The 17703-nt window shown below is 63.8% G+C and carries 14 protein-coding genes, 1 tRNA gene and 3 pseudogenes; 7 read left to right on the top strand and 11 right to left on the bottom strand.

The features are described from left to right. Positions 1 to 138: 138 nt before the first annotated feature. Positions 139 to 1511 (top strand): annotated as a pseudogene (locus AC0V8S_RS01630) (cytochrome P450). Between the two features lie 21 nt (positions 1512 to 1532). On the opposite strand, the gene AC0V8S_RS01625 reads toward AC0V8S_RS01630, so the two are convergent. From AC0V8S_RS01625 to AC0V8S_RS01595, 7 genes and pseudogenes are all read right to left on the bottom strand, one after another. Next, on the bottom strand, positions 1533 to 2510 hold the full coding sequence (locus tag AC0V8S_RS01625; RefSeq protein WP_475436613.1) for a complex I NDUFA9 subunit family protein: 978 nt from the start codon (positions 2508 to 2510) through the stop codon (positions 1533 to 1535). Positions 2511 to 2620: 110 nt separating this feature from the next. Beyond that, a pseudogene (locus AC0V8S_RS01620) lies at positions 2621 to 3074 on the bottom strand (DoxX family protein). Between the two features lie 329 nt (positions 3075 to 3403). Further along, a complete protein-coding gene (locus AC0V8S_RS01615; protein WP_475436612.1) occupies positions 3404 to 4405 on the bottom strand; it encodes an Ldh family oxidoreductase in 1002 nt (333 codons plus the stop codon). Between the two features lie 101 nt (positions 4406 to 4506). Beyond that, positions 4507 to 5316, bottom strand: a complete 810-nt coding sequence (locus AC0V8S_RS01610; protein ID WP_096458389.1) for an ABC transporter permease — start codon at positions 5314 to 5316, stop codon at positions 4507 to 4509. After that, positions 5316 to 5981: an ABC transporter permease gene (locus AC0V8S_RS01605; protein ID WP_096452923.1), complete on the bottom strand. Its 666-nt coding sequence runs from the start codon at positions 5979 to 5981 to the stop codon at positions 5316 to 5318. Before AC0V8S_RS01605 ends, AC0V8S_RS01610 begins: the two co-directional genes overlap by 1 nt. 197 nt (positions 5982 to 6178) lie before the next feature. Next, the gene (locus tag AC0V8S_RS01600) at positions 6179 to 6976 is read right to left on the bottom strand and encodes a transporter substrate-binding domain-containing protein (RefSeq protein ID WP_475436611.1); all 798 of its coding nucleotides are present in this window, start codon (positions 6974 to 6976) and stop codon (positions 6179 to 6181) included. Between the two features lie 54 nt (positions 6977 to 7030). After that, positions 7031 to 7846 carry an ABC transporter ATP-binding protein gene (locus AC0V8S_RS01595; protein WP_475436610.1) on the bottom strand — a complete coding sequence of 272 codons (816 nt, stop codon included), beginning with the start codon at positions 7844 to 7846 and terminating at the stop codon, positions 7031 to 7033. A 213-nt stretch (positions 7847 to 8059) separates the two neighbouring features. On the opposite strand from AC0V8S_RS01595, the gene AC0V8S_RS01590 reads away from it, so the two are divergent. The 4 genes from AC0V8S_RS01590 to AC0V8S_RS01575 all read left to right on the top strand — a co-directional run bounded on the left by AC0V8S_RS01590 (position 8060) and on the right by AC0V8S_RS01575 (position 12187). Continuing rightward, positions 8060 to 8932, top strand: a complete 873-nt coding sequence (locus AC0V8S_RS01590) for a dimethylarginine dimethylaminohydrolase family protein (RefSeq protein WP_475436609.1) — start codon at positions 8060 to 8062, stop codon at positions 8930 to 8932. Then, a complete protein-coding gene (locus AC0V8S_RS01585; RefSeq protein ID WP_244661947.1) occupies positions 8929 to 9579 on the top strand; it encodes a TetR family transcriptional regulator C-terminal domain-containing protein in 651 nt (216 codons plus the stop codon). The genes AC0V8S_RS01590 and AC0V8S_RS01585 overlap by 4 nt, the downstream gene beginning before the upstream one ends. 92 nt (positions 9580 to 9671) lie before the next feature. Further along, positions 9672 to 11252 (top strand): 5-guanidino-2-oxopentanoate decarboxylase, encoded by a 1581-nt coding sequence (locus tag AC0V8S_RS01580; protein ID WP_183464943.1) that lies wholly within the window; start codon positions 9672 to 9674, stop codon positions 11250 to 11252. A gap of 227 nt (positions 11253 to 11479) precedes the next feature. Further along, entirely contained in the window at positions 11480 to 12187 is a 708-nt protein-coding gene (locus tag AC0V8S_RS01575) for an SDR family NAD(P)-dependent oxidoreductase (RefSeq protein ID WP_475436608.1), read from the top strand. 124 nt (positions 12188 to 12311) lie between these two features. Here the strand turns inward: AC0V8S_RS01575 and rpsA are convergent, their stop codons facing one another. The 4 genes and pseudogenes from rpsA to aroA form a co-directional block, all read right to left on the bottom strand. After that, positions 12312 to 14009 carry a 30S ribosomal protein S1 gene (rpsA, locus tag AC0V8S_RS01570; RefSeq protein WP_096452929.1) on the bottom strand — a complete coding sequence of 566 codons (1698 nt, stop codon included), beginning with the start codon at positions 14007 to 14009 and terminating at the stop codon, positions 12312 to 12314. Positions 14010 to 14216: 207 nt separating this feature from the next. Then, positions 14217 to 14867, bottom strand: coding sequence for a (d)CMP kinase (cmk, locus tag AC0V8S_RS01565; protein ID WP_475438557.1), 651 nt, complete (start codon positions 14865 to 14867; stop codon positions 14217 to 14219). A gap of 75 nt (positions 14868 to 14942) precedes the next feature. Beyond that, positions 14943 to 15176, bottom strand: a pseudogene (locus AC0V8S_RS01560) (DUF6881 domain-containing protein); the annotation flags it as partial. After that, on the bottom strand, positions 15173 to 16531 hold the full coding sequence (aroA, locus tag AC0V8S_RS01555) for a 3-phosphoshikimate 1-carboxyvinyltransferase (RefSeq protein WP_475436607.1): 1359 nt from the start codon (positions 16529 to 16531) through the stop codon (positions 15173 to 15175). The gene aroA and the pseudogene AC0V8S_RS01560, both read right to left, overlap by 4 nt. Before the next feature lie 206 nt (positions 16532 to 16737). On the opposite strand from aroA, the gene AC0V8S_RS01550 reads away from it, so the two are divergent. Further along, positions 16738 to 17124: a TIGR02300 family protein gene (locus tag AC0V8S_RS01550; RefSeq protein WP_095200844.1), complete on the top strand. Its 387-nt coding sequence runs from the start codon at positions 16738 to 16740 to the stop codon at positions 17122 to 17124. 172 nt (positions 17125 to 17296) lie between these two features. Next, a tRNA-Ala gene (locus AC0V8S_RS01545) sits at positions 17297 to 17372 on the top strand. The last annotated feature ends 331 nt before the right edge of the window (positions 17373 to 17703 follow it).

The raw sequence follows: 17703 nt of genomic DNA, 5'->3' as shown, positions 1-17703 counted from the left end.
GGACAAGGCGGGACATCTGGCGCAGCGGTCACGATCGGATGAACCGACCGTCTGCTTCGTGCCGCGAATTGCCTGCCGTTCGGTCACATGGACGCCCGGATCACCAGCCACTACATTAACAGAGCAGCGGAGCACTTCATGGACACTCAGCCCGCCCCCTTCGTTCCACCCGCACCGAAGCCGCGCACGTCGCCGCCTTCGACGCTGGAGATGATCCGCATCGTCTACCGCAACCCGCTCGAACTGTGGGCGAGCCGACCTACAACGAACCCTGGATATCGGTGAATGGCGTTGGCGGGCATCTGGTCATCGCCAACGATCCCGGCCTCATCCGCCATGTGCTGGTCGACAACGCCAAGAACTACAAGATGGCGACGGTGCGCCAGAAGATCCTGCGGCCGATCCTGCGCGATGGCCTGCTGACCGCCGAGGGCGAGGTGTGGAAGCGGTCGCGCAAGGCGATGGCGCCGGTGTTCACGCCGCGCCACATCTTCGGCTTTGCCCAGCCGATGCTGAAGCGCACGCTGGAGTTTGTCACCCGCTACGAGGACGGCGGCACATCAGACATCGCCCATGACATGACGCTGCTCACCTACGACATTCTGGCCGAGACGCTGTTCTCCGGCGAGATCGCGGGCGAGCCGGGCAGTTTCGCCAATGAGATCGACCGCTTGTTCGAGACCATGGGCCGTGTCGATCCGCTCGATCTGCTGCGCGCGCCCGACTGGCTGCCGCGGCTCACCCGCATCCGTGGCCGCAAGACCATGGCCTATTTCCGCAAGATCGTCACCGACACCGTCAAGATGCGCGAGGAGCGTTTCAAGCGTGATCCCGATGGCGTGCCGCAGGATTTCCTGACGCTGCTGCTCAAGGCCGAAGGCCCCGACGGGCTGACGCGCTCGGAAGTCGAGGACAACATCATCACCTTCATCGGCGCCGGCCATGAGACCACCGCGCGGGCGCTGGGCTGGACGCTCTATTGCCTGGCCGAATCGCCGTGGGAGCGTAACCGCGTCGAGCAGGAGATCGACGAGGTGCTGGCGCGCGAGCCCGATCCGACGAAATGGCTCGACGCCATGCCGTTGACCCGCGCGGCTTTCGACGAGGCGCTCCGGCTCTACCCGCCGGCGCCCTCGATCAACCGCGAGCCGATCGTTCCGGAGACCTGGAAGGATCTTTATATCCCCAAGCACGCGGCCGTGCTGGTCATGCCCTGGGTCGTCCATCGCCACAGGAAGCTGTGGGACAGGCCCGATGCCTTCCTGCCCGAGCGCTTCCACCCGGGGAACCGCGAAAAAATCGATCGCTTCCAGTATCTGCCGTTCGGCGCCGGCCCGCGCGTCTGTATCGGCGCCAGTTTCGCCATGCAGGAGGCGATCATCGCGCTCGCCATCCTGTTGTCGCGCTTCCGCTTCGATACGACCGCCGAGACCAAGCCCTGGCCAGTGCAGAAATTGACGACGCAGCCGCAAGGCGGGTTGCCGATGCAGGTCACATCGCGACAACGTTGAAGGGCAAGGCTCTTCTGGAAATTATGCCGCGGGCTTGCGCTGCTGGAACTGGCCGGCGGCGCGGAAGCGCCAGAGGTAGCTCGGCAGGATCGTCGCGATCGATTGCGGCTGAATGCCGAGCCCGGCGAGTGTTCGGTTGGCCTTAGCGGCGGCTTCCGAAACGATGTTGTGCTCGCGCAGCTGCATCACCTGGTCCTTGGTCAGCAACGGATTGGGCAACAGGCCGAGGATCGAGGCCTGGATGTTGGCCACCCACCACGGCACCGGCACCAAGAGGCGCTTGCGCTCGATCACGGCGAGCAGCTCTTCCATGCACTCCTTGAAGGTGAGCACATTGGGGCCGCCGAGCTCGTAGATCTGGCCGCCACCGATCTTGCCGTCGACCGAGCGCGCCACCGCTTCGGCGACGTCGCCGACATAGACCGGCTGGAACTTGGTCTGGCCGCCACCGATCAGCGGCAGCGCTGGCGAATAGCGCGCCATGTTGGCGAAGCGGTTGAAGAAGCTGTCTTCTGGTCCGAAATTGATCGACGGCCGAAAGATCACGGCATCGGCGATCGTCTCCAGAACGGCCTTCTCGCCAAGCGCCTTGGTGCGCGCGTAATCCGATTCGGAGCCCAGATCAGCGCCAAGTGCTGAAATATGGGTGAGCCCGGCGCCAACCGAGCGCGCTGCCTCGGCCACGGCGCGGGCGCCGAAGTCGTGCACGGTGTTGAATTTCTGCCGGCCGGTCTCATGCAGGATGGCGACGAGATTGACGACATGGTCGGCACCTTGCACGGCGCGGTCGACCGACCAGCGCACCCGCACATTGGCCTGCACCGGCTGGATCTGGCCGACATTGCCGAGCGGTTGCAAATGGCCGGCAAGGTCGGGCCGCCGGCAGGCGACCCGGATGCGGTAGCCACGCTTGGCCAGCGCGCGCACGACATGGCGGCCGACAAAGCCAGAACCGCCAAAGACGACGACGAGCTTTGGGGTCTGCAGGATTTCGGTCATGGCTGGCTCCGGCGCACGTTCCAGATGGCTTGGCTGAAGCCGTTTCATAGTCGGTTTTGCGCCAAAGGCAAAGGGTGACGCGTCGTCGCGTCACCCCTCTTCAAAGCTTGTTAGAACGCCTTGCCGATGCGGGCGTCGACCGAGTGACTGTTGCCGCCGCGAATGACGAAGAAGAGCAGGATCGCGGCCCACAAAAGCGACTTTTTCGGCGCCCGAAAAACCCTGGCCCATAGTGACCCAATGGAACCAGACGGTCACCAGCAACACAAACAGGCCGGCAAAAGCGGCCGGGCGCGTCAAAAACCCGATGGCGATGAAAATGCCGCCGAAAAACTCGGTGCAGGCCAAAAGCAACGACCAGAAGGCGCCGGGATAGAAGCCGAGGCCTTCGACCATCTCGGCGGCGCCGAAGGGATTGGTGATCTTCTGCGAGCCATGGATGGTGAGGAACGCGCCGGCGACGACGCGCAGCACGGTTTCGCCGGCGTCATGCAGCGACGAATACAGGCGGCCGAGCGCCGGAATGATCAGTCTGCCGCGGGAAGCGTCGGTGGTTACGGACATCGTACTCCTGTCTGGTTGAATATCTCCTCGCAAACGCCCGATGGCTCCCGTCAAGTCAAGTTAACAAAAGTTAACTTTCACGATCATGTTTATGTGTGCAGGACGAAACGCAGAAAACCCCGCCGAAACGGGGTTTTCCGGGTGCGGTTCATGTCGAAACCAGGGTCCAACGAGGCGGCCTGACCTGAGACGGTATCAGCGTGGCGTGAGACGCCCGCCCCAGCCCTGGACGCATCCGACAGAAGACACCGACCGGGCAAACCCAACCCGGACAGCTATTCGTCGTCGTGGCGCGCGGGAAGGTTCACCGAGGCGCGGAAAAAATCTATTCAGGCCGAATAGCGCTCGGCGAATTCGGAAATGCGCTGCACCACCGCCTTGGGCGCGTTGATGCCGCGCGCCTGCGCCTTCTCGGCGGCTTCCGCCCGGGCACGGCCCGGCACATGCACGCCATAGCGGCGGCGCAAGCGGTCGAGCTGGTCCTTCATCCGCTGCTCGAAATCCGGGTCGAGCAGCTTGGGCTCGATGGCCAGCACGAACAGGCCGGTCCCGGGGCTGTCCGGCCCGCCGCTGAACCAGGGCGCATCGAGCGACCAGTTGGCCCCGGAAATGCCCGCCGCCAGCACTTCGACCATCAGCGCGATGTTGGCGCCGCGCTGGCCGCCAAAGGCAAGCATGGCGCCCTTCATGGCGGCGGCCGGGTCGGTGGTCGGGTTGCCGCTGGCGTCCAGCGCCCAGCCTTCGGGGATTTTCTTGCCGTCCTCGGCCGCCTTGCGGATGTTGACGAAGGCGGTGGCGCTCGACGACTGGTCGATGACCAGCGGCGCGCCGTCGGCGGCAGGCGCGGCAAACGACATCGGGTTGGTGCAATAGACCGGCTTGACCGAGCCCGAGCCGGCAAGCACCGCCGGGCCGTTGGTCGCGGCGAACGACACCAGCCCTTGTGCGGCCAGCCTGCCGGTGAAATAGCCGAGCGCGCCGCACGTATAGGCGTTCTTCTGCGAGAAGATGGCGACGCCGAACAGTTTTGCCGCCTTGGCAAGATCGTCGATCGTCCGGTCGAAGCCGGTATGCGCCAGTCCGCCGCGTGCGTCGGAGAGATAGATCGCCAGCGCCGGCCTGGTGATCACCGGATCGGCATTGCCGTCGATGCGCCCGGCTTCCAGCGCTTCGAGATAATCGATGAAATGTGACAGGCCGACGGTCGAAAGCCCTTCCGCCTCCGCGGCGATGATCGAGGCGGTGAGCGATTGCGCCGCCTCCTCATTGGCGCCGGCGCCGAGTGCCGCCATCCGGCACAATCCTGTTGCCTGGTCGAGACTGAGTTGCATCGCAATAGGTTCCTAAGTGAGTAGCGAATAGGGAGTAGCGAGTAGGGGAATAGCGAGGCGCCCCTATTCGCTACTCACTACTCGCTATTCACCACGTCTTCCTAGCCGACCTTGACCGGAATCCGCGCCTCGATCCGGCTGAGGGCCAGGACCAGAATGCCGGTGATCGCCATATAGATCAACGCCAGCAGCAGCAAGGGCTCGTAGGTGAGGTAGGTGTCCTGCCGCACCTTGCCGGCGACGGCGAAGATGTCGATCACGCTGATCGTCGCCACCAGCGGCGTCGACTTCAACTGCAACACGGTCTCGCCGGTCAGCGTCGGCAGCGCCCGGTAGAAGGCCTGCGGCAGCCAGATGCGCCGGAAGATCTTCCAGCGGCTCATGCCGAAGGCGCGGGCGGCCTCCAGCTGTCCCTTGGGCACGCCGGCAAAGGCGCCGCGCATCACTTCGCCCTCGTAACCGGCGAAGGACAGGGTCAGAGCCAGAACGCCATACGGCCAGGCCTGTCTGAGATAGGGCCACATCCAGGAGTCGCGGATCCATGGATATTGCGGAAACAGCGAGCCCAGCCCGTAATAGAGCAGCCATAATTGCAACAGCAGCGGCGTACCGCGGATGATGGTACAGAAGACTTTCGCCGGTGCCGCAACCCAGATTGAACCGGCGGCCTGCGCCAGCCCGACCGGCACGGCGATCAGGAAGCCGAGCGCGCAGGTGACGGCCAGGATCCACAGGGCGCGCCAGATGCCCATCAGGCCCATTTCCCAATATTGCGGCAGCCAGTCCCAGCGCATGAAAAAGGCGGCCGACAGCACCAGCCCGAGCGCGATCAGGATGAGGACGATGCGATGCGGCTGCAGCCAGAGCGAGGCGCGCGCCGCCGTGTTGATGATGGCTGCTTCGCCCGCCATCAGCGTGCCTCCTTGATCGAAGGCATGCCGCGCCGCGCCCATTTCTCGGCGCGGCCAAGCAGGAAGTTCGAAAACAACGTAACCGCGAGATAGAGCACGCCGGCGGCGAGATAGAATATCAGATAGGCCTTGGTAACGCCTGCCGCCTGCCTCGTCGCAAGCGTCAGCTCGAAGAAGCCGACGACGGCCAGCAGCGCGGTGTCCTTGGTCGCGATCAGCCACAGATTGGCAAGACCTGGAATGGCAAAGGGCAGCATCGCCGGCAGCGTGATGCGCCGCAGGAGAAGGCCGGGAGACATGCCGAAGGCGCGGGCGGCTTCGATCTGGCCCTGCGGGATGGCCAGGATCGCGCCGCGCATGACCTCCGTCGAATAGGCGCCCTGACAGAAGCCGAGCACGGCTATGCCGGCCACCAGCCCGCTAATATCGACACGCTGGTAACCGATCGCGGTCAGCACCTGGTTTATCAGGTCGGTGCCGGCATAATAGAGCAGCAGGATCAGCACCAGTTCCGGCACGGCGCGCACCACGGTGGTGTAGACCGCGAGCAGGTCGCGCACGACCGGTCCGCCGTAAAGCTTGCCATAGGCACCGCAGATCCCGATGAGCAGGCCGACGATCGTGGCGCCAACGGCAATCTCCAGCGAATGCAGCAGCCCGAGCATGAGTGTGCCGCCCCAGCCGACGGGCGCGGGCGAGAGGAGTTCGATGATGCCGGCCGCCGAGGCCGGAAGGAATGCGTCGATCAGCTTTGCCCCCGGATTGCTGGCTCTATCCGCCGACGCCAGTGGCCGGCGGCAAGCATGCGTGGGAAGCCGGAGAGCACGACCTGACGTCGTGCCTCCGGCTGATGCGAGGGTCGTCAGTTCGACTGCGCGTCGGCACCGTAGATGTCGAAATCGAAGTACTTCTTCGAGATTTCGTCATATTTGCCGTTGGCGCGGATCGCCTTGATGCCGGCGTTGATCTTTCCCTTCAGCTCGGTGTCTTCCTTGCGCACGCCAGCGCCGACGCCCGGTCCGAGCACCTCGAGATCCGGAGCCACCATGCCCTTCAGGTCGCAGCAGGCCTTGCCCTGGTCCGACTTGAGGAATTCGCCGAGCGCGATGGAATCGGCCTGCACCGCGTCGAGACGGCCGGCGGCGAGATCCTGGTTGGCCTCGTCCTGCGTCTGGTATTCCTTGATCTCGGACGCCGTGGCGCCGAAGTGCTTCTTGGCGTAGACGGCGTGCACGGTCGACACCTGGACGCCGAGTACCTTGCCCTTGAGGTCGTCAGGCGAGGCGCCGAACTTTTGATCCTTCGGTCCGATGATCGCCGTCGGCGTGTTGTAGTACTTGTCGGAGAAGTCGATCGTCTTCTTGCGTTCGTCGGTGATCGACATCGACGAGACGATGAGGTCGATTTTCTTGGTGGTCAGCGCCGGGATGATGCCGTCCCAGGCAACGGGCGTGATGACACAGTCGAGTTTCTCCTCGGCGCACACGGCGTCGATGAACTCGATCTCCCAGCCGACCCATTTGCCGGAAGCGTCCGGCGAGGTGAAGGGCGGATACGGCTCGGCGGCGACGCCGATCTTGACCGGATCGGCCTTGGCCACGCCCATGGCGGCGACGCCGAGCAGCAGCGCCGCGGCGAATGTCTTCAGCACAGTCTTCATTTCAAACTCCCAGTTTGTTGTTCGTTCCCGGTTTTCTTCCGTCCCGGCCTGTCCCTAGCCGATGTTGCGGATGAACTGTTTCAGCCTTTCGGATTTCGGTGCGCCGAAGATCTGCTCCGGCGGGCCTTCTTCCTCGACCAGCCCGTTGTAGAGATAGACGACGTGGGTCGCGACCTCGCGGGCAAACTTCATCTCGTGGGTGACCAGCACCATGGTGCGGCCTTCGCGCGCCAGATCGCCGATCACCTTCAGCACCTCGCCGACCAGTTCCGGGTCGAGCGCCGAGGTCGGCTCGTCGAACAGCATGACGCGCGGATTGATGGCAAGCGCGCGGGCGATCGCGGCGCGCTGCTGCTGGCCGCCCGACAGATAGGCGGGATAGACGTCGCGTTTTTCGGCAAGCCCGACGCGCACAAGCAGCTTTTCGGCCTGGGCGATCGCCTCGTCGCGCTTGACGCCGAGCACATGCACGGGAACCTCGATGACGTTTTCGATCAGCGTCATGTGGCTCCACAGGTTGAAGTTCTGGAACACCATGCCGAGCTTGGAGCGGATGCGCTCGATCTGCCTGCGGTCGGCGGGAATGGTGTGGCCGTGACTATCGGCCTTCAGTTTGATCTCTTCGCCGTTGACGCGAATGATGCCGCTGGTCGGGTTTTCCAGGCAGTTGATGCAGCGCAGCAGCGTCGATTTGCCCGAGCCCGAGCCGCCGATGATGGCGATCACCTCGCCATCGCGCGCCGACAGCGACACGCCCTTCAGCACATGCAACTGGCCGAATTTCTTGTGCAGGTTTTCGACATGGATGGCTTCGGCAGCGCCGTCCTGCGCCTTGCCTGATTGGACCGCGGCAGCTTCCACCGCGCTCACCGGGTGACCTCTGTATGGTCGGCGGCAGTTCGTCGAACGTCCATTCGGCTAATCAACATATACGCTGTACTGCCCCGCTCCAGACTTCAGCATGGACCCAACGGCGCGAGCCCGTCAATCCCACTCATTACGGCACTTGCGAGCTTGTTGTGCAAGTGTATAAATAGCCTCTCATGAAATTTTCTCGATTTTTTTCAGCTAAAAAGGGCTCCGATGAGCGCTTTCGGATCACAGTCCATGGCGGCGCCGCTGCGACGCGTGCTGATGCGGTCGGCGGCCAACGCCATGCGCAACGCCGACAAAGCTGCCTGGCACTATGGCCCAGGATTCAATCCGGCGAAAGCAGCATCGCAGCATGCGCTCCTTGCTGAACTGGTGGCGGCTTCCGGTGCCGAAATCGAATGGATCGAGGACAAGGCCGATGGCCTTTCGGATTCGGTGTTCACGCACGACCCGTCGCTGATGACCGACCGCGGCGCGCTGATTCTGTCCATGGGCAAGCCTTTGCGCGCCAGCGAGCCCTCGCTGCATGAGGAAACCTACACAAGGCTGGGCATTCCGATCCTCGGTCGCGTCGAGGCGCCTGGCCAGGTCGAAGGCGGTGATTGTGTCTGGCTGGACGCCCGCACGCTGGTGATCGGGCGCGGTGTCCGCTCCAACCAGGAAGGCATCCAGCAGGTCTCCAGCCTGCTGACGCCGCTGGGCGTTTCCGTCTACGGCTTTGACCTGCCGCTATGGCAGGGCGAAGAGGCATGCCTGCATCTGATGTCGGTGATCAGCCCGCTGGCCGACGACCTCGCTTTGGTCTATTCGCCGCTTTTGCCGGCCCCGTTCTATCAGATGCTGAAAGCGCGCAACATCCGGCTGGTCGAAGGCGACGCCGACGAGTTCGCGGCTTCCAACGGCCTCAGCCTGAATGTGCTGCCGACCAGCCCACACAAGGTCATTGCCGTTGCGGGCTTTCCAAAAACCAAGGCCGCGATGGAAGCCGCCGGCTGCACGGTCGAAATCTTCGAGGCGGATGCGCTCTGCATCGCCTGCGAGGGTGGGCCGACATGCCTGACGCGGCCGATCCTGCGCCAATGAATGCGCCAACCCGCCGCAGGTTCCGCCGCGAGGGCGAAGAGCGGCGGCGGCAGGATCTGATCGAGGCCACTCTGGACAGCGTGGCGGAACATGGCCTGCAGGGCGCCACCTTGCGCACCATCGCATTGCGTGCCGGCGTCACCGCCGGGCTGATCCGGCACTATTTCCCCGGCAAGGAAGAACTGCTGCAGGAAGCCTATGCGGCGCTCATGGACCGCATGACCGAGCAGGCGAAAGCGGCGTTGGTCATGGAAGATGCCTCACCGCGCCAGCGCCTTGCGGCTTTCGTCACCGCCAACCTCAACGTGCCGATCATCGACGCGCGGGTGTTTTCACTCTGGGCAACCTTCATCGGCCGTGCCGGTGCGGATCCGAGCCTGGCTCGCGCCCACCGCGAAGGCTACCTTGGCTTTCGCAATGAGGTGGAAGCGGTTGTGACCGAGGTGCTTGCCGCCGAACGGCGCACGCCGGACGCAAGCCAATTGCGCCACCATGCCATCGCGATCAATGCGATCATCGACGGACTCTGGATTGAAGGCTGCCTGGCCGGCGAGATGTTCTCGCCCGGCGAATTGGCGGCGATTGGCATCAAGACTGTCGAGGCCGAACTAGGCCTCGCGCCGCTAAAGCAATTCCAGGAAAAGTGACATGCGGTTTTCCGTCCGGAATTGCGTTGAAAACAAAGGGACCGAGCCGATCACTGTTCCGAACAGTGATCGGCTCTAAGGGAGGAGAACCAATGACAACACTCGGCGAAGCCCTCATCACGCTGCTCGAAGCGCATGGCGTCGACACCGTCTTCGGCATTCCAGGCGTCCACACGGTCGAGCTCTACCGAGGCCTGGCGCGCTCGAAAATCCGCCATGTCACGCCGCGCCACGAACAGGGCGCCGGCTTCATGGCCGACGGTTATGCCCGTGCCAGCGGCAGACCGGGCGTCGCCTTCGTCATCACCGGACCGGGGCTGACCAATACCATCACCGCCATGGGTCAGGCGCGCGCCGATTCGGTGCCGATGCTGGTCATATCCGGCGTCAACGCCATGCCGACGCTGGGCAAGGGGCTGGGCTTCCTGCACGAGCTGCCGGACCAGCGGGGCATGATGGAGAAGGTGGCGCTGCTGTCGCTACGCGTCACCCAGGCCAACGAATTGCCGGGCGCGCTGGCGCAGGCCTTCGCGCTGTTTTCATCCTCGCGGCCCGGCCCGGTGCACATCGAGATCCCGACCGATGTCATGGTCATACCGGCTGACGATATCGCGGCGCTGCTGAGCAATTCGGCCCCGCCGGCGCCGAACGGTGCGGCAATAGCAAGTGCAGCCAAACTCATCGCCACTGCCCGCCATCCGCTGATCCTGGCCGGCGGCGGCGCCAAGCGGGCCGAGGCGGCGCTGCGGCGGCTGGCCGAGGCCCTCGGCGCGCCGGTCGTCGAGACCACCAATGCGCGCGGTCTGCTACACCGCCACCCGCTCTGCGTACCGGCAAGCCCAAGCCTGAAGGCGGTTCGTGCCCTGATGGCCGAGGCCGATCTGGTGATTGCCGCCGGTACCGAATTCGGCCCGACCGACTATGACGGCTATGGCGACGGTGGCTTTGTGCTGCCTTCCAACCTGATTCGCATCGACATCGGCGCCGATCAGCTCGCGCGCCGCCCGGTGACGGTTGGCATCCAGGCCGACTGCGCCGAGGCAATCGAAGCCTTGCTGGCGGCGATCGGCCCCGCCCATGCCGCCGCGCCGGACGGTGAGGCACGTGCCGCCGCGGCACGGAAGGCGGCATTCGCCGAGCTCAGCCCGGCCTATGTGGCGCAGGTGCATGCCGTGGAAACGATCCGCGATGCTTTGCCGGGCGCCATCATCGTCGGCGACTCGACACAGCCGATCTACGCCGCGAACCTCTACTATGACCACGATCGACCGGCCGGCTGGTTCAACGCCGCCACCGGCTTCGGCGCGCTTGGTTACGGCCCGCCGGCGGCAATCGGCGCCGCCCTTGCCATGCCCGACGTGCCGGTCGTCTGCCTGACCGGCGACGGCGGCTTCCAGTTCACATTGCCGGAACTGGGTGTCGCACTTGATTCCGACGCGCCGGTCATCTTCGTGGTCTGGAACAACAGGGGCTATCGCGAGATCGAAACCTCGATGCTCGATGTCGGCGTCGAACCTGTCGGGGTCTCGCCGGCGCCGCCGGATTTCTGCAAGCTGGCCGAAGCCTATGGCATATCAGCCGAACGGCTGGCCGAGATCGGCGCCTTGCCACAGGCGCTGAAGCGCGCCCGGGCAACGGGATTGCCCTGCGTCATCGAAATCACGGTCGATTGAAGCCTGCAGGCCAGCGTTGATTGTCCAACCTGCATCGGACGCTTTGCCGGCTCGGCTGTGCCGCGACAGCCACATGGCTGACGGCATATGCGTTCTGACGCATGCAAAGACGCGACAGCTGCCATGTCGAGATATCAGTTGAGTGATCGCCGGAAAGGCGCGACGCTTCGCGTCGGCGGGGCACAACAAGCGACAAAATCATAAAAACACGACAGGAGCGGTCCAGGATGACGGAAACACTTCAAGGCAGGCATATCGTTGTGACCGGTGGAACCGGCGCGCTCGGCGGTGCAGTGGTTGGCCGGCTGCTGGAACAGGGCGCGATCTGCCATGTGCCGAACGCGCACGCCGCGGCACCCCAGCATTTTCCTTTCGCCGCGCACGAGAATGTCAAGCTGGCGCACAATGTCGACCTGTCGGACTCCGCCAAGGTTGAAAGTTTCTATGCCCAGGTTCCTGCCTTGTGGGGATCGATCCATCTGGCCGGCGGTTTCGCCATGGCGCCGGTGGAAAAGATCGAATCGGCGTCCTTTGCCGAGATGATGGACACCAACGCCCGCACCACCTTCCTGTGCAGCCGCGCCGCAATCCGTTCGATGCTGACATCGGGCACATCAGGCCGCATCGTCAACGTCACCGCACGCGCGGGTCTTGATCCCAGGCGCGGTGCCGGCATGGTCGCCTACACGGCCAGCAAGGCGGCGGTCGCGGCCATGACGGTGGCGATGGCCGAAGAGCTCAAGGCCAAGGGCATCCTGGTCAATGCCGTGGCGCCGTCGACGCTCGACACGCCGGCAAACCGCGCCGACATGCCGGATGCCGATTTCACCAAATGGGTCAGCCTCGAAGCGGCGGCCGAGGCCATCGCCTATCTCGCCTCGCCCGCCAACCAGGCGATGAGCGGAACGCTGGTGCCGCTCTACGGCCGGGCATAGCTCAGCGTCCGTCGACCTGGCTTTCGCCAGAAGTCGACCTGGCTTCCAAAGAAAAACCCCGCCGGATCGCTCCGGCGGGGTTTTGTTTTCGAGATGACGCGAAGGGTTTCGCGTTGCGAAGGACTTAGTTGCCCTGCTTCTTCAGCGCGGCACCCAGGATATCGCCCAGCGAAGCGCCGGAGTCGGTCGAGCCGTACTGGGCGACCGCTTCCTTCTCTTCGGCGATTTCCAGCGCCTTGATCGAGACCTGCAGCTTGCGGGTCTTCTTGTCGAAGGCGATGACGCGGGCATCGACCTTCTGGCCGACGGTGAAGCGCTCGGGGCGCTGCTCGTCGCGGTCACGGCTCAGATCGGAGCGCTTGATGAAGGTCTCGATGCCGCTGTCGACCAGCCGCACTTCCAGACCGCCATCCTTGACGCCGATGACTTCGCAGGTGACGACGGCGTTCTTGCGCAGTTCGCCCGAAGTCGCTGCTTCGCCGACCGTGTCGCGGGCCAGCTGCTTGATACCGAGCGAGATGCGCTCCTTCTCGATGTCGACGTCGAGCACCTGCGCCTTGACCATGTCGCCGCGATTGTACTCTTCGATGACCTGCTCGCCCGGACGGGTCCAGTCGAGGTCGGAGAGGTGCACCATGCCGTCCACGTCGCCTTCGAGGCCGATGAACAGGCCGAACTCGGTCTTGTTCTTGACCTCGCCCTCGACCTGGCTGCCGACCGGATGGCTGCGCGCGAACGCTTCCCACGGGTTTTCCAGCGTCTGCTTGAGACCGAGCGAAATGCGGCGCTTGGCCGGATCGACCTCGAGCACGACAACGTCGACTTCCTGCGTCGTCGACAGGATCTTGCCGGGATGCACGTTCTTCTTGGTCCACGACATTTCCGAAACGTGGATGAGGCCTTCGATGCCCGGCTCCAGCTCGACGAACGCGCCGTAGTCGGTGATGTTGGTGACGGTGCCCTTGATCTTCTTGCCGATCGGGAACTTGGTGCCGATCTCCGACCACGGATCGCTCTCGAGCTGCTTCATGCCGAGCGAGATGCGGTGGGTTTCCTGGTTGATGCGGATGATCTGCACCTTGACCGTCTGACCGATGTTGAGGATTTCGGTCGGATGGTTGACGCGGCGCCATGCCATGTCGGTGACATGCAGCAGGCCGTCGATGCCGCCGAGGTCGACGAACGCACCGTAATCGGTGATGTTCTTGACGACGCCTTCGACAACCTGGCCTTCTTCGAGGTTCTGCACGATTTCCGAACGCTGTTCGGCGCGGCTCTCTTCGAGCACGGTGCGGCGCGACACCACGATGTTGCCGCGGCGGCGATCCATCTTGAGGATCTCGAAGGGCTGCGGGTTGTGCATCAGCGGGGAGACGTCGCGGATCGGGCGGATATCGACCTGGCTGCGCGGCAGGAAGGCCACGGCGCCGTCGAGGTCGACGGTGAAGCCGCCCTTGACCTGGTTGAAGATGACGCCTTCGACGCGCTCACCCTTGGTGAACTTCTCTTCGAGACGGACCCAGCTCTCTTCGCGGCGGGCCTTTTCGCGGGAAAGCATCGCTTCGCCAAGCGCGTTCTCGATGCGCTCGACATAGACTTCGACGGTGTCACCGACCTTGAGGGTGGTGTCCTTGCCCTTGACGCCGAATTCCTTCAGCGGCACGCGGCCTTCGACCTTGAGGCCGACGTCGATGATGGCCATGTCTTTTTCAATGGCGGTGATGATGCCCTTGACGACCTGGCCTTCGCCGGAATGGCCGGCGGTAAAAGATTCTTCGAGCAGGCTCGCGAAATCATCGCGAGTGGGATTTGCAGCTGACATATTTTCTCCTGGAGTGCCCCGCATCTCTGAGCGGGACGGGCGCCGTGGGTTAGCGTTGCGTTGGCCTGCCGGCGTTCCGGGCTTTAAAAGCCCTGGGCCGCTTTAAAGCGGCAATTCCGGCGCATGAAGAATGCTGGCAGGCTGGTTCGTGCCCGATATGGGTATTTTCTTCGTTTCCGGCAACGGAAATGCGGGAGAAAACCCGGATCAGGCCTTGTTTCTCTTGGCCATGACCTCGTCGATGATCGCCATGGCTGCGAGAAACGCGGCTTCTATAGCCATTTCGCTGGTATCAAGCAAGTGCGCGTCGGCGGCCGGCTTCAAGGGTGAGTCGGCGCGGCCCATGTCGCGCTCGTCGCGGCGCACGATGTCGGCGAGGATTTCGGTGAAATTGGCGGTGCCGCCGATGCTTTCGATCTCGGCCAGCCGGCGCCTGGCGCGCACCTCCGCGCTCGCCGTCACATAGAGTTTGATGTCGGCATCAGGGCAGACGACAGTGCCGATGTCGCGCCCGTCCAGCACCGCGCCCGGCGGCGTCCTGGCAAATGCGCGCTGCTTTTCGACCAGGATGCGCCGCACGGTCGGATAAACCGCGACCTTCGAGGCAGCCTCGCCAACGGCATGCGCCGACAAGACTCCTCGGTCGAGCTTGGCCAGATCGACCTGGCGGGCGGCGGTTTCGGCCGCCGAGACATTGTCGAGCGGCAGCGCGTGCTGGATCAGCGCGTAGGCCACCGCACGATAGGTGAGGCCGGTGTCGAGCAGGTTCAGCCGGTAGTGGTCGGCGAGACGCCGGGCGAGCGTGCCTTTGCCTGCGCCGGCGGGTCCGTCGATGGCGATGGTGATATGCGAGCTCATGTGGGGTCTCGCTTCAAGCGCTTTGCTCCATTGATGTTCGAAATCCGCCGCTGTGACCTCGGAAGCCTCGAACTGGCTGTCTGCGATTATCTCTTCGAGATCAGGGAAGCCCTCGGTAGAATTTCTTGTTCCCCCGACTTCGATATCCTCCGATCCATCGATGGCGTTGCCGCGAATGGCGAAACCAACGGATCCATCGGTATAGAATTCTATGGTCCGGTTCTGGAAACTGTCGTCTGCGACTTCATACCAGAGGTGGGACGGCTCCTCCGGTATGTCATGTTTCCAATGGACGTAAACGTATCTCACTCGATCTCCGCGCCCAGCCCCTTCATCAATCCCATGAACTCCGGAAAACTCGTCGCGATCATCGCCTGGTCGTCGATGGTCACCGGCTTTTCCGTCGCTAATCCCATGACGAGAAAACTCATGGCGATGCGGTGGTCGAGATGCGTCTGCACGGTGGTATCCAGGCCGTTGGGATGCCTACCCAGCCCCTTGCCGCCGGGTTTGCCGCGCACGGTGAGCGACGCCTCGCCCTCGGTGCAGTCGACGCCATTGAGCTTCAGCCCGTTGGCGACAGCCGACAGCCGGTCGGATTCCTTCACCCGCAATTCTTCCAGGCCTTGCATCAGCGTCTCGCCTTCGGCGAAGCTCGCGGCGACAGCCAGCACCGGATACTCGTCGATCATCGACGGCGCCCGTTCGGGCGGCACGGTGACGCCCTTGAGCTCTGAATAACGCACGCGCAGGTCGGCGACATCCTCGCCGCCGGCATTGCGCGGGTTCAAAATGTCGATCTTGCCGCCCATCTCCTGCAGCGTCAGAAGCAGCCCGGTGCGGGTAGGATTCATCAGGACGTTCTCGATGACAATGTCCGAACCCGGCACGATCAGTGCCGCGACCAGCGGGAAGCCGGCCGAGGATGGGTCGCCCGGTACCGCGATCGTCTGGCCGGTCAGCTTGCCCTGGCCTTCGATGAAGATGTGGCGCACACCGCGTTCGTCGGTCTCGACCGACAGGTTGGCGCCAAAACCCTTGAGCATCTTTTCGGTGTGGTCGCGCGTCATCACCGGTTCGATGACCGTGGTGATGCCCGGCGTGTTGAGGCCGGCGAGCAGCACCGCCGACTTCACCTGCGCCGAGGCCATCGGCACGCGGTAGGTGATCGGGGCGGCATGCTCGGGGCCATGCAGTGTGATCGGCATGCGGTCGCCGGGCGTCGCCTTCAGCACCTGTACGCCCATCTGGCGCAGCGGCTCGAGCACACGGCCCATCGGCCGGCCCGACAGCGAAGCGTCGCCGATGAAGGTCGTCTCCATGTCATAAGTACCGACAAGGCCCATGGTCAGCCGCGAGCCAGTGCCGGCATTGCCGAAGTCGAGCGGCCCTTCCGGCTGCAAGAGCGCACCGTTGCCGGTGCCGCGGATCACCCATTCGGCGCCGCGCTTTTCGATATGCGCGCCCATCGCCTTCATGGCTGCGCCCGTGCGCATCACGTCCTCGCCTTCGAGCAGGCCGGTGATACGGGTTTCGCCGGAGGCGAGGCCGCCGAACATGAAGGAACGATGCGAGATCGACTTGTCGCCCGGCACGCGGGCGGTGCCGGAAAGGGCTTGAGATTTACGGGCGGTGGCCGGCTTGGCAGCGGCGGCGTGAGACATGGAATTTCCCTGGACGGAATGCCGGCGGGCCGGCGCTTTTCATTTGTTGCGGCGGTCTCGTATCACGCCGGGGCGAAATGGTCATCCCCATGGTCGTCACTTGGCGCGAGGCCTTTCAGGACTTGGTTTTGTGACGCCGGCTTTTGGCTTTGACAGCGCCGCAAACAGTGGTTAAGGGGACCACTCTTTTATTCACGAGGCTTGCCGTGGCAAAAACCGAACTTGGCACAAAGCGTATCGACCCCGAGACGGGTCGAAAATTCTACGACCTGAACAAGGACCCGATCGTCTCGCCCTACACCGGCAAGACCTATCCGCGTTCCTATTTCGAGGAAGGCAAGATCGCCGCCCTCGAGGAGGAAGAGGAAGTGGCCGAGAAGGAAGTGGACGCCGAGGACGAAGAGGGCGTTGAAGTCGTCTCGCTCGAAGAGGCCGACGAGGACGTCAAGGGTGACGACCTGCCGGATCTCGGCGATGACGAGGACGTTGATCTCGGCGACGAAGAGGATGACACCTTCCTTGCCGACGAAGAAGAAGAAGACGACGACGTTGCCGACATGATCGGCGTCGGCGACGACGACGACGAGGTCTGATCGACCCGGGACGCCAACGTTTGCAGGCTTTCTCGGCCTGTGAACAAAAAGCCGATATTCAAGGCTTGATATCTTGGAAAGGCGGGGTTAGAAGCCGCCTGCACTAACGGCGCGGTGTTCCAACCCGCGCTGATCTCTTCGCCGGAAACGGCGCCGGCTGACTGCCGGGAGTGGGGCCATAGCTCAGTTGGGAGAGCGCTTGAATGGCATTCAAGAGGTCGTCGGTTCGATTCCGATTGGCTCCACCAAACAGTCTCTTCGGGTCTGCCAACGACAAGCGTCAGCGGGCCTGCCCTGCGCCAAATCCTCGAAGAAACGCCGCCAGTGACAGCCCAGGCCTCGGCGAGGGGTAACCGCCCTCCTGGACGATCAGGGTGGTGGGTCGCGACAAGATACCCTGTCCCGGACACATGAAGACGCGCATCGCAGTCCTCCGCTCCTGGATCGTCATCGGGCCGCGATCGAACGCAGTGCTGCGGATTTGCCTGGAACAATCGTGATGTCGTCACCCGCGCCACGCCGGCTTCGGCCATGAAAGAAAGCGATCCACGATGCGGCCGGGTCGATCTCTGGTACGTG

The organism is Mesorhizobium oxytropidicola (assembly GCF_056174625.1).
Note: the sequence above shows the minus strand (reverse complement) of the source record. Positions and strands in the feature narration are given on the sequence as shown.

Bases quoted from the DNA above. Each gene is read 5' to 3' on its own strand.
- AC0V8S_RS01625 (WP_475436613.1), bottom strand. From the start codon at position 2,510: ATGACCGAAATCCTGCAGACCCCAAAGCTCGTCGTCGTCTTTGGCGGT.
- AC0V8S_RS01615 (WP_475436612.1), bottom strand. From the start codon at position 4,405: ATGCAACTCAGTCTCGACCAGGCAACAGGATTGTGCCGGATGGCGGCA.
- AC0V8S_RS01610 (WP_096458389.1), bottom strand. From the start codon at position 5,316: ATGGCGGGCGAAGCAGCCATCATCAACACGGCGGCGCGCGCCTCGCTC.
- AC0V8S_RS01605 (WP_096452923.1), bottom strand. From the start codon at position 5,981: ATGCTCGGGCTGCTGCATTCGCTGGAGATTGCCGTTGGCGCCACGATC.
- AC0V8S_RS01600 (WP_475436611.1), bottom strand. From the start codon at position 6,976: ATGAAGACTGTGCTGAAGACATTCGCCGCGGCGCTGCTGCTCGGCGTC.
- AC0V8S_RS01590 (WP_475436609.1), top strand. From the start codon at position 8,060: ATGAGCGCTTTCGGATCACAGTCCATGGCGGCGCCGCTGCGACGCGTG.
- AC0V8S_RS01585 (WP_244661947.1), top strand. From the start codon at position 8,929: ATGAATGCGCCAACCCGCCGCAGGTTCCGCCGCGAGGGCGAAGAGCGG.
- AC0V8S_RS01580 (WP_183464943.1), top strand. From the start codon at position 9,672: ATGACAACACTCGGCGAAGCCCTCATCACGCTGCTCGAAGCGCATGGC.
- AC0V8S_RS01575 (WP_475436608.1), top strand. From the start codon at position 11,480: ATGACGGAAACACTTCAAGGCAGGCATATCGTTGTGACCGGTGGAACC.
- rpsA (WP_096452929.1), bottom strand. From the start codon at position 14,009: ATGTCAGCTGCAAATCCCACTCGCGATGATTTCGCGAGCCTGCTCGAA.
- cmk (WP_475438557.1), bottom strand. From the start codon at position 14,867: ATGAGCTCGCATATCACCATCGCCATCGACGGACCCGCCGGCGCAGGC.
- aroA (WP_475436607.1), bottom strand. From the start codon at position 16,531: ATGTCTCACGCCGCCGCTGCCAAGCCGGCCACCGCCCGTAAATCTCAA.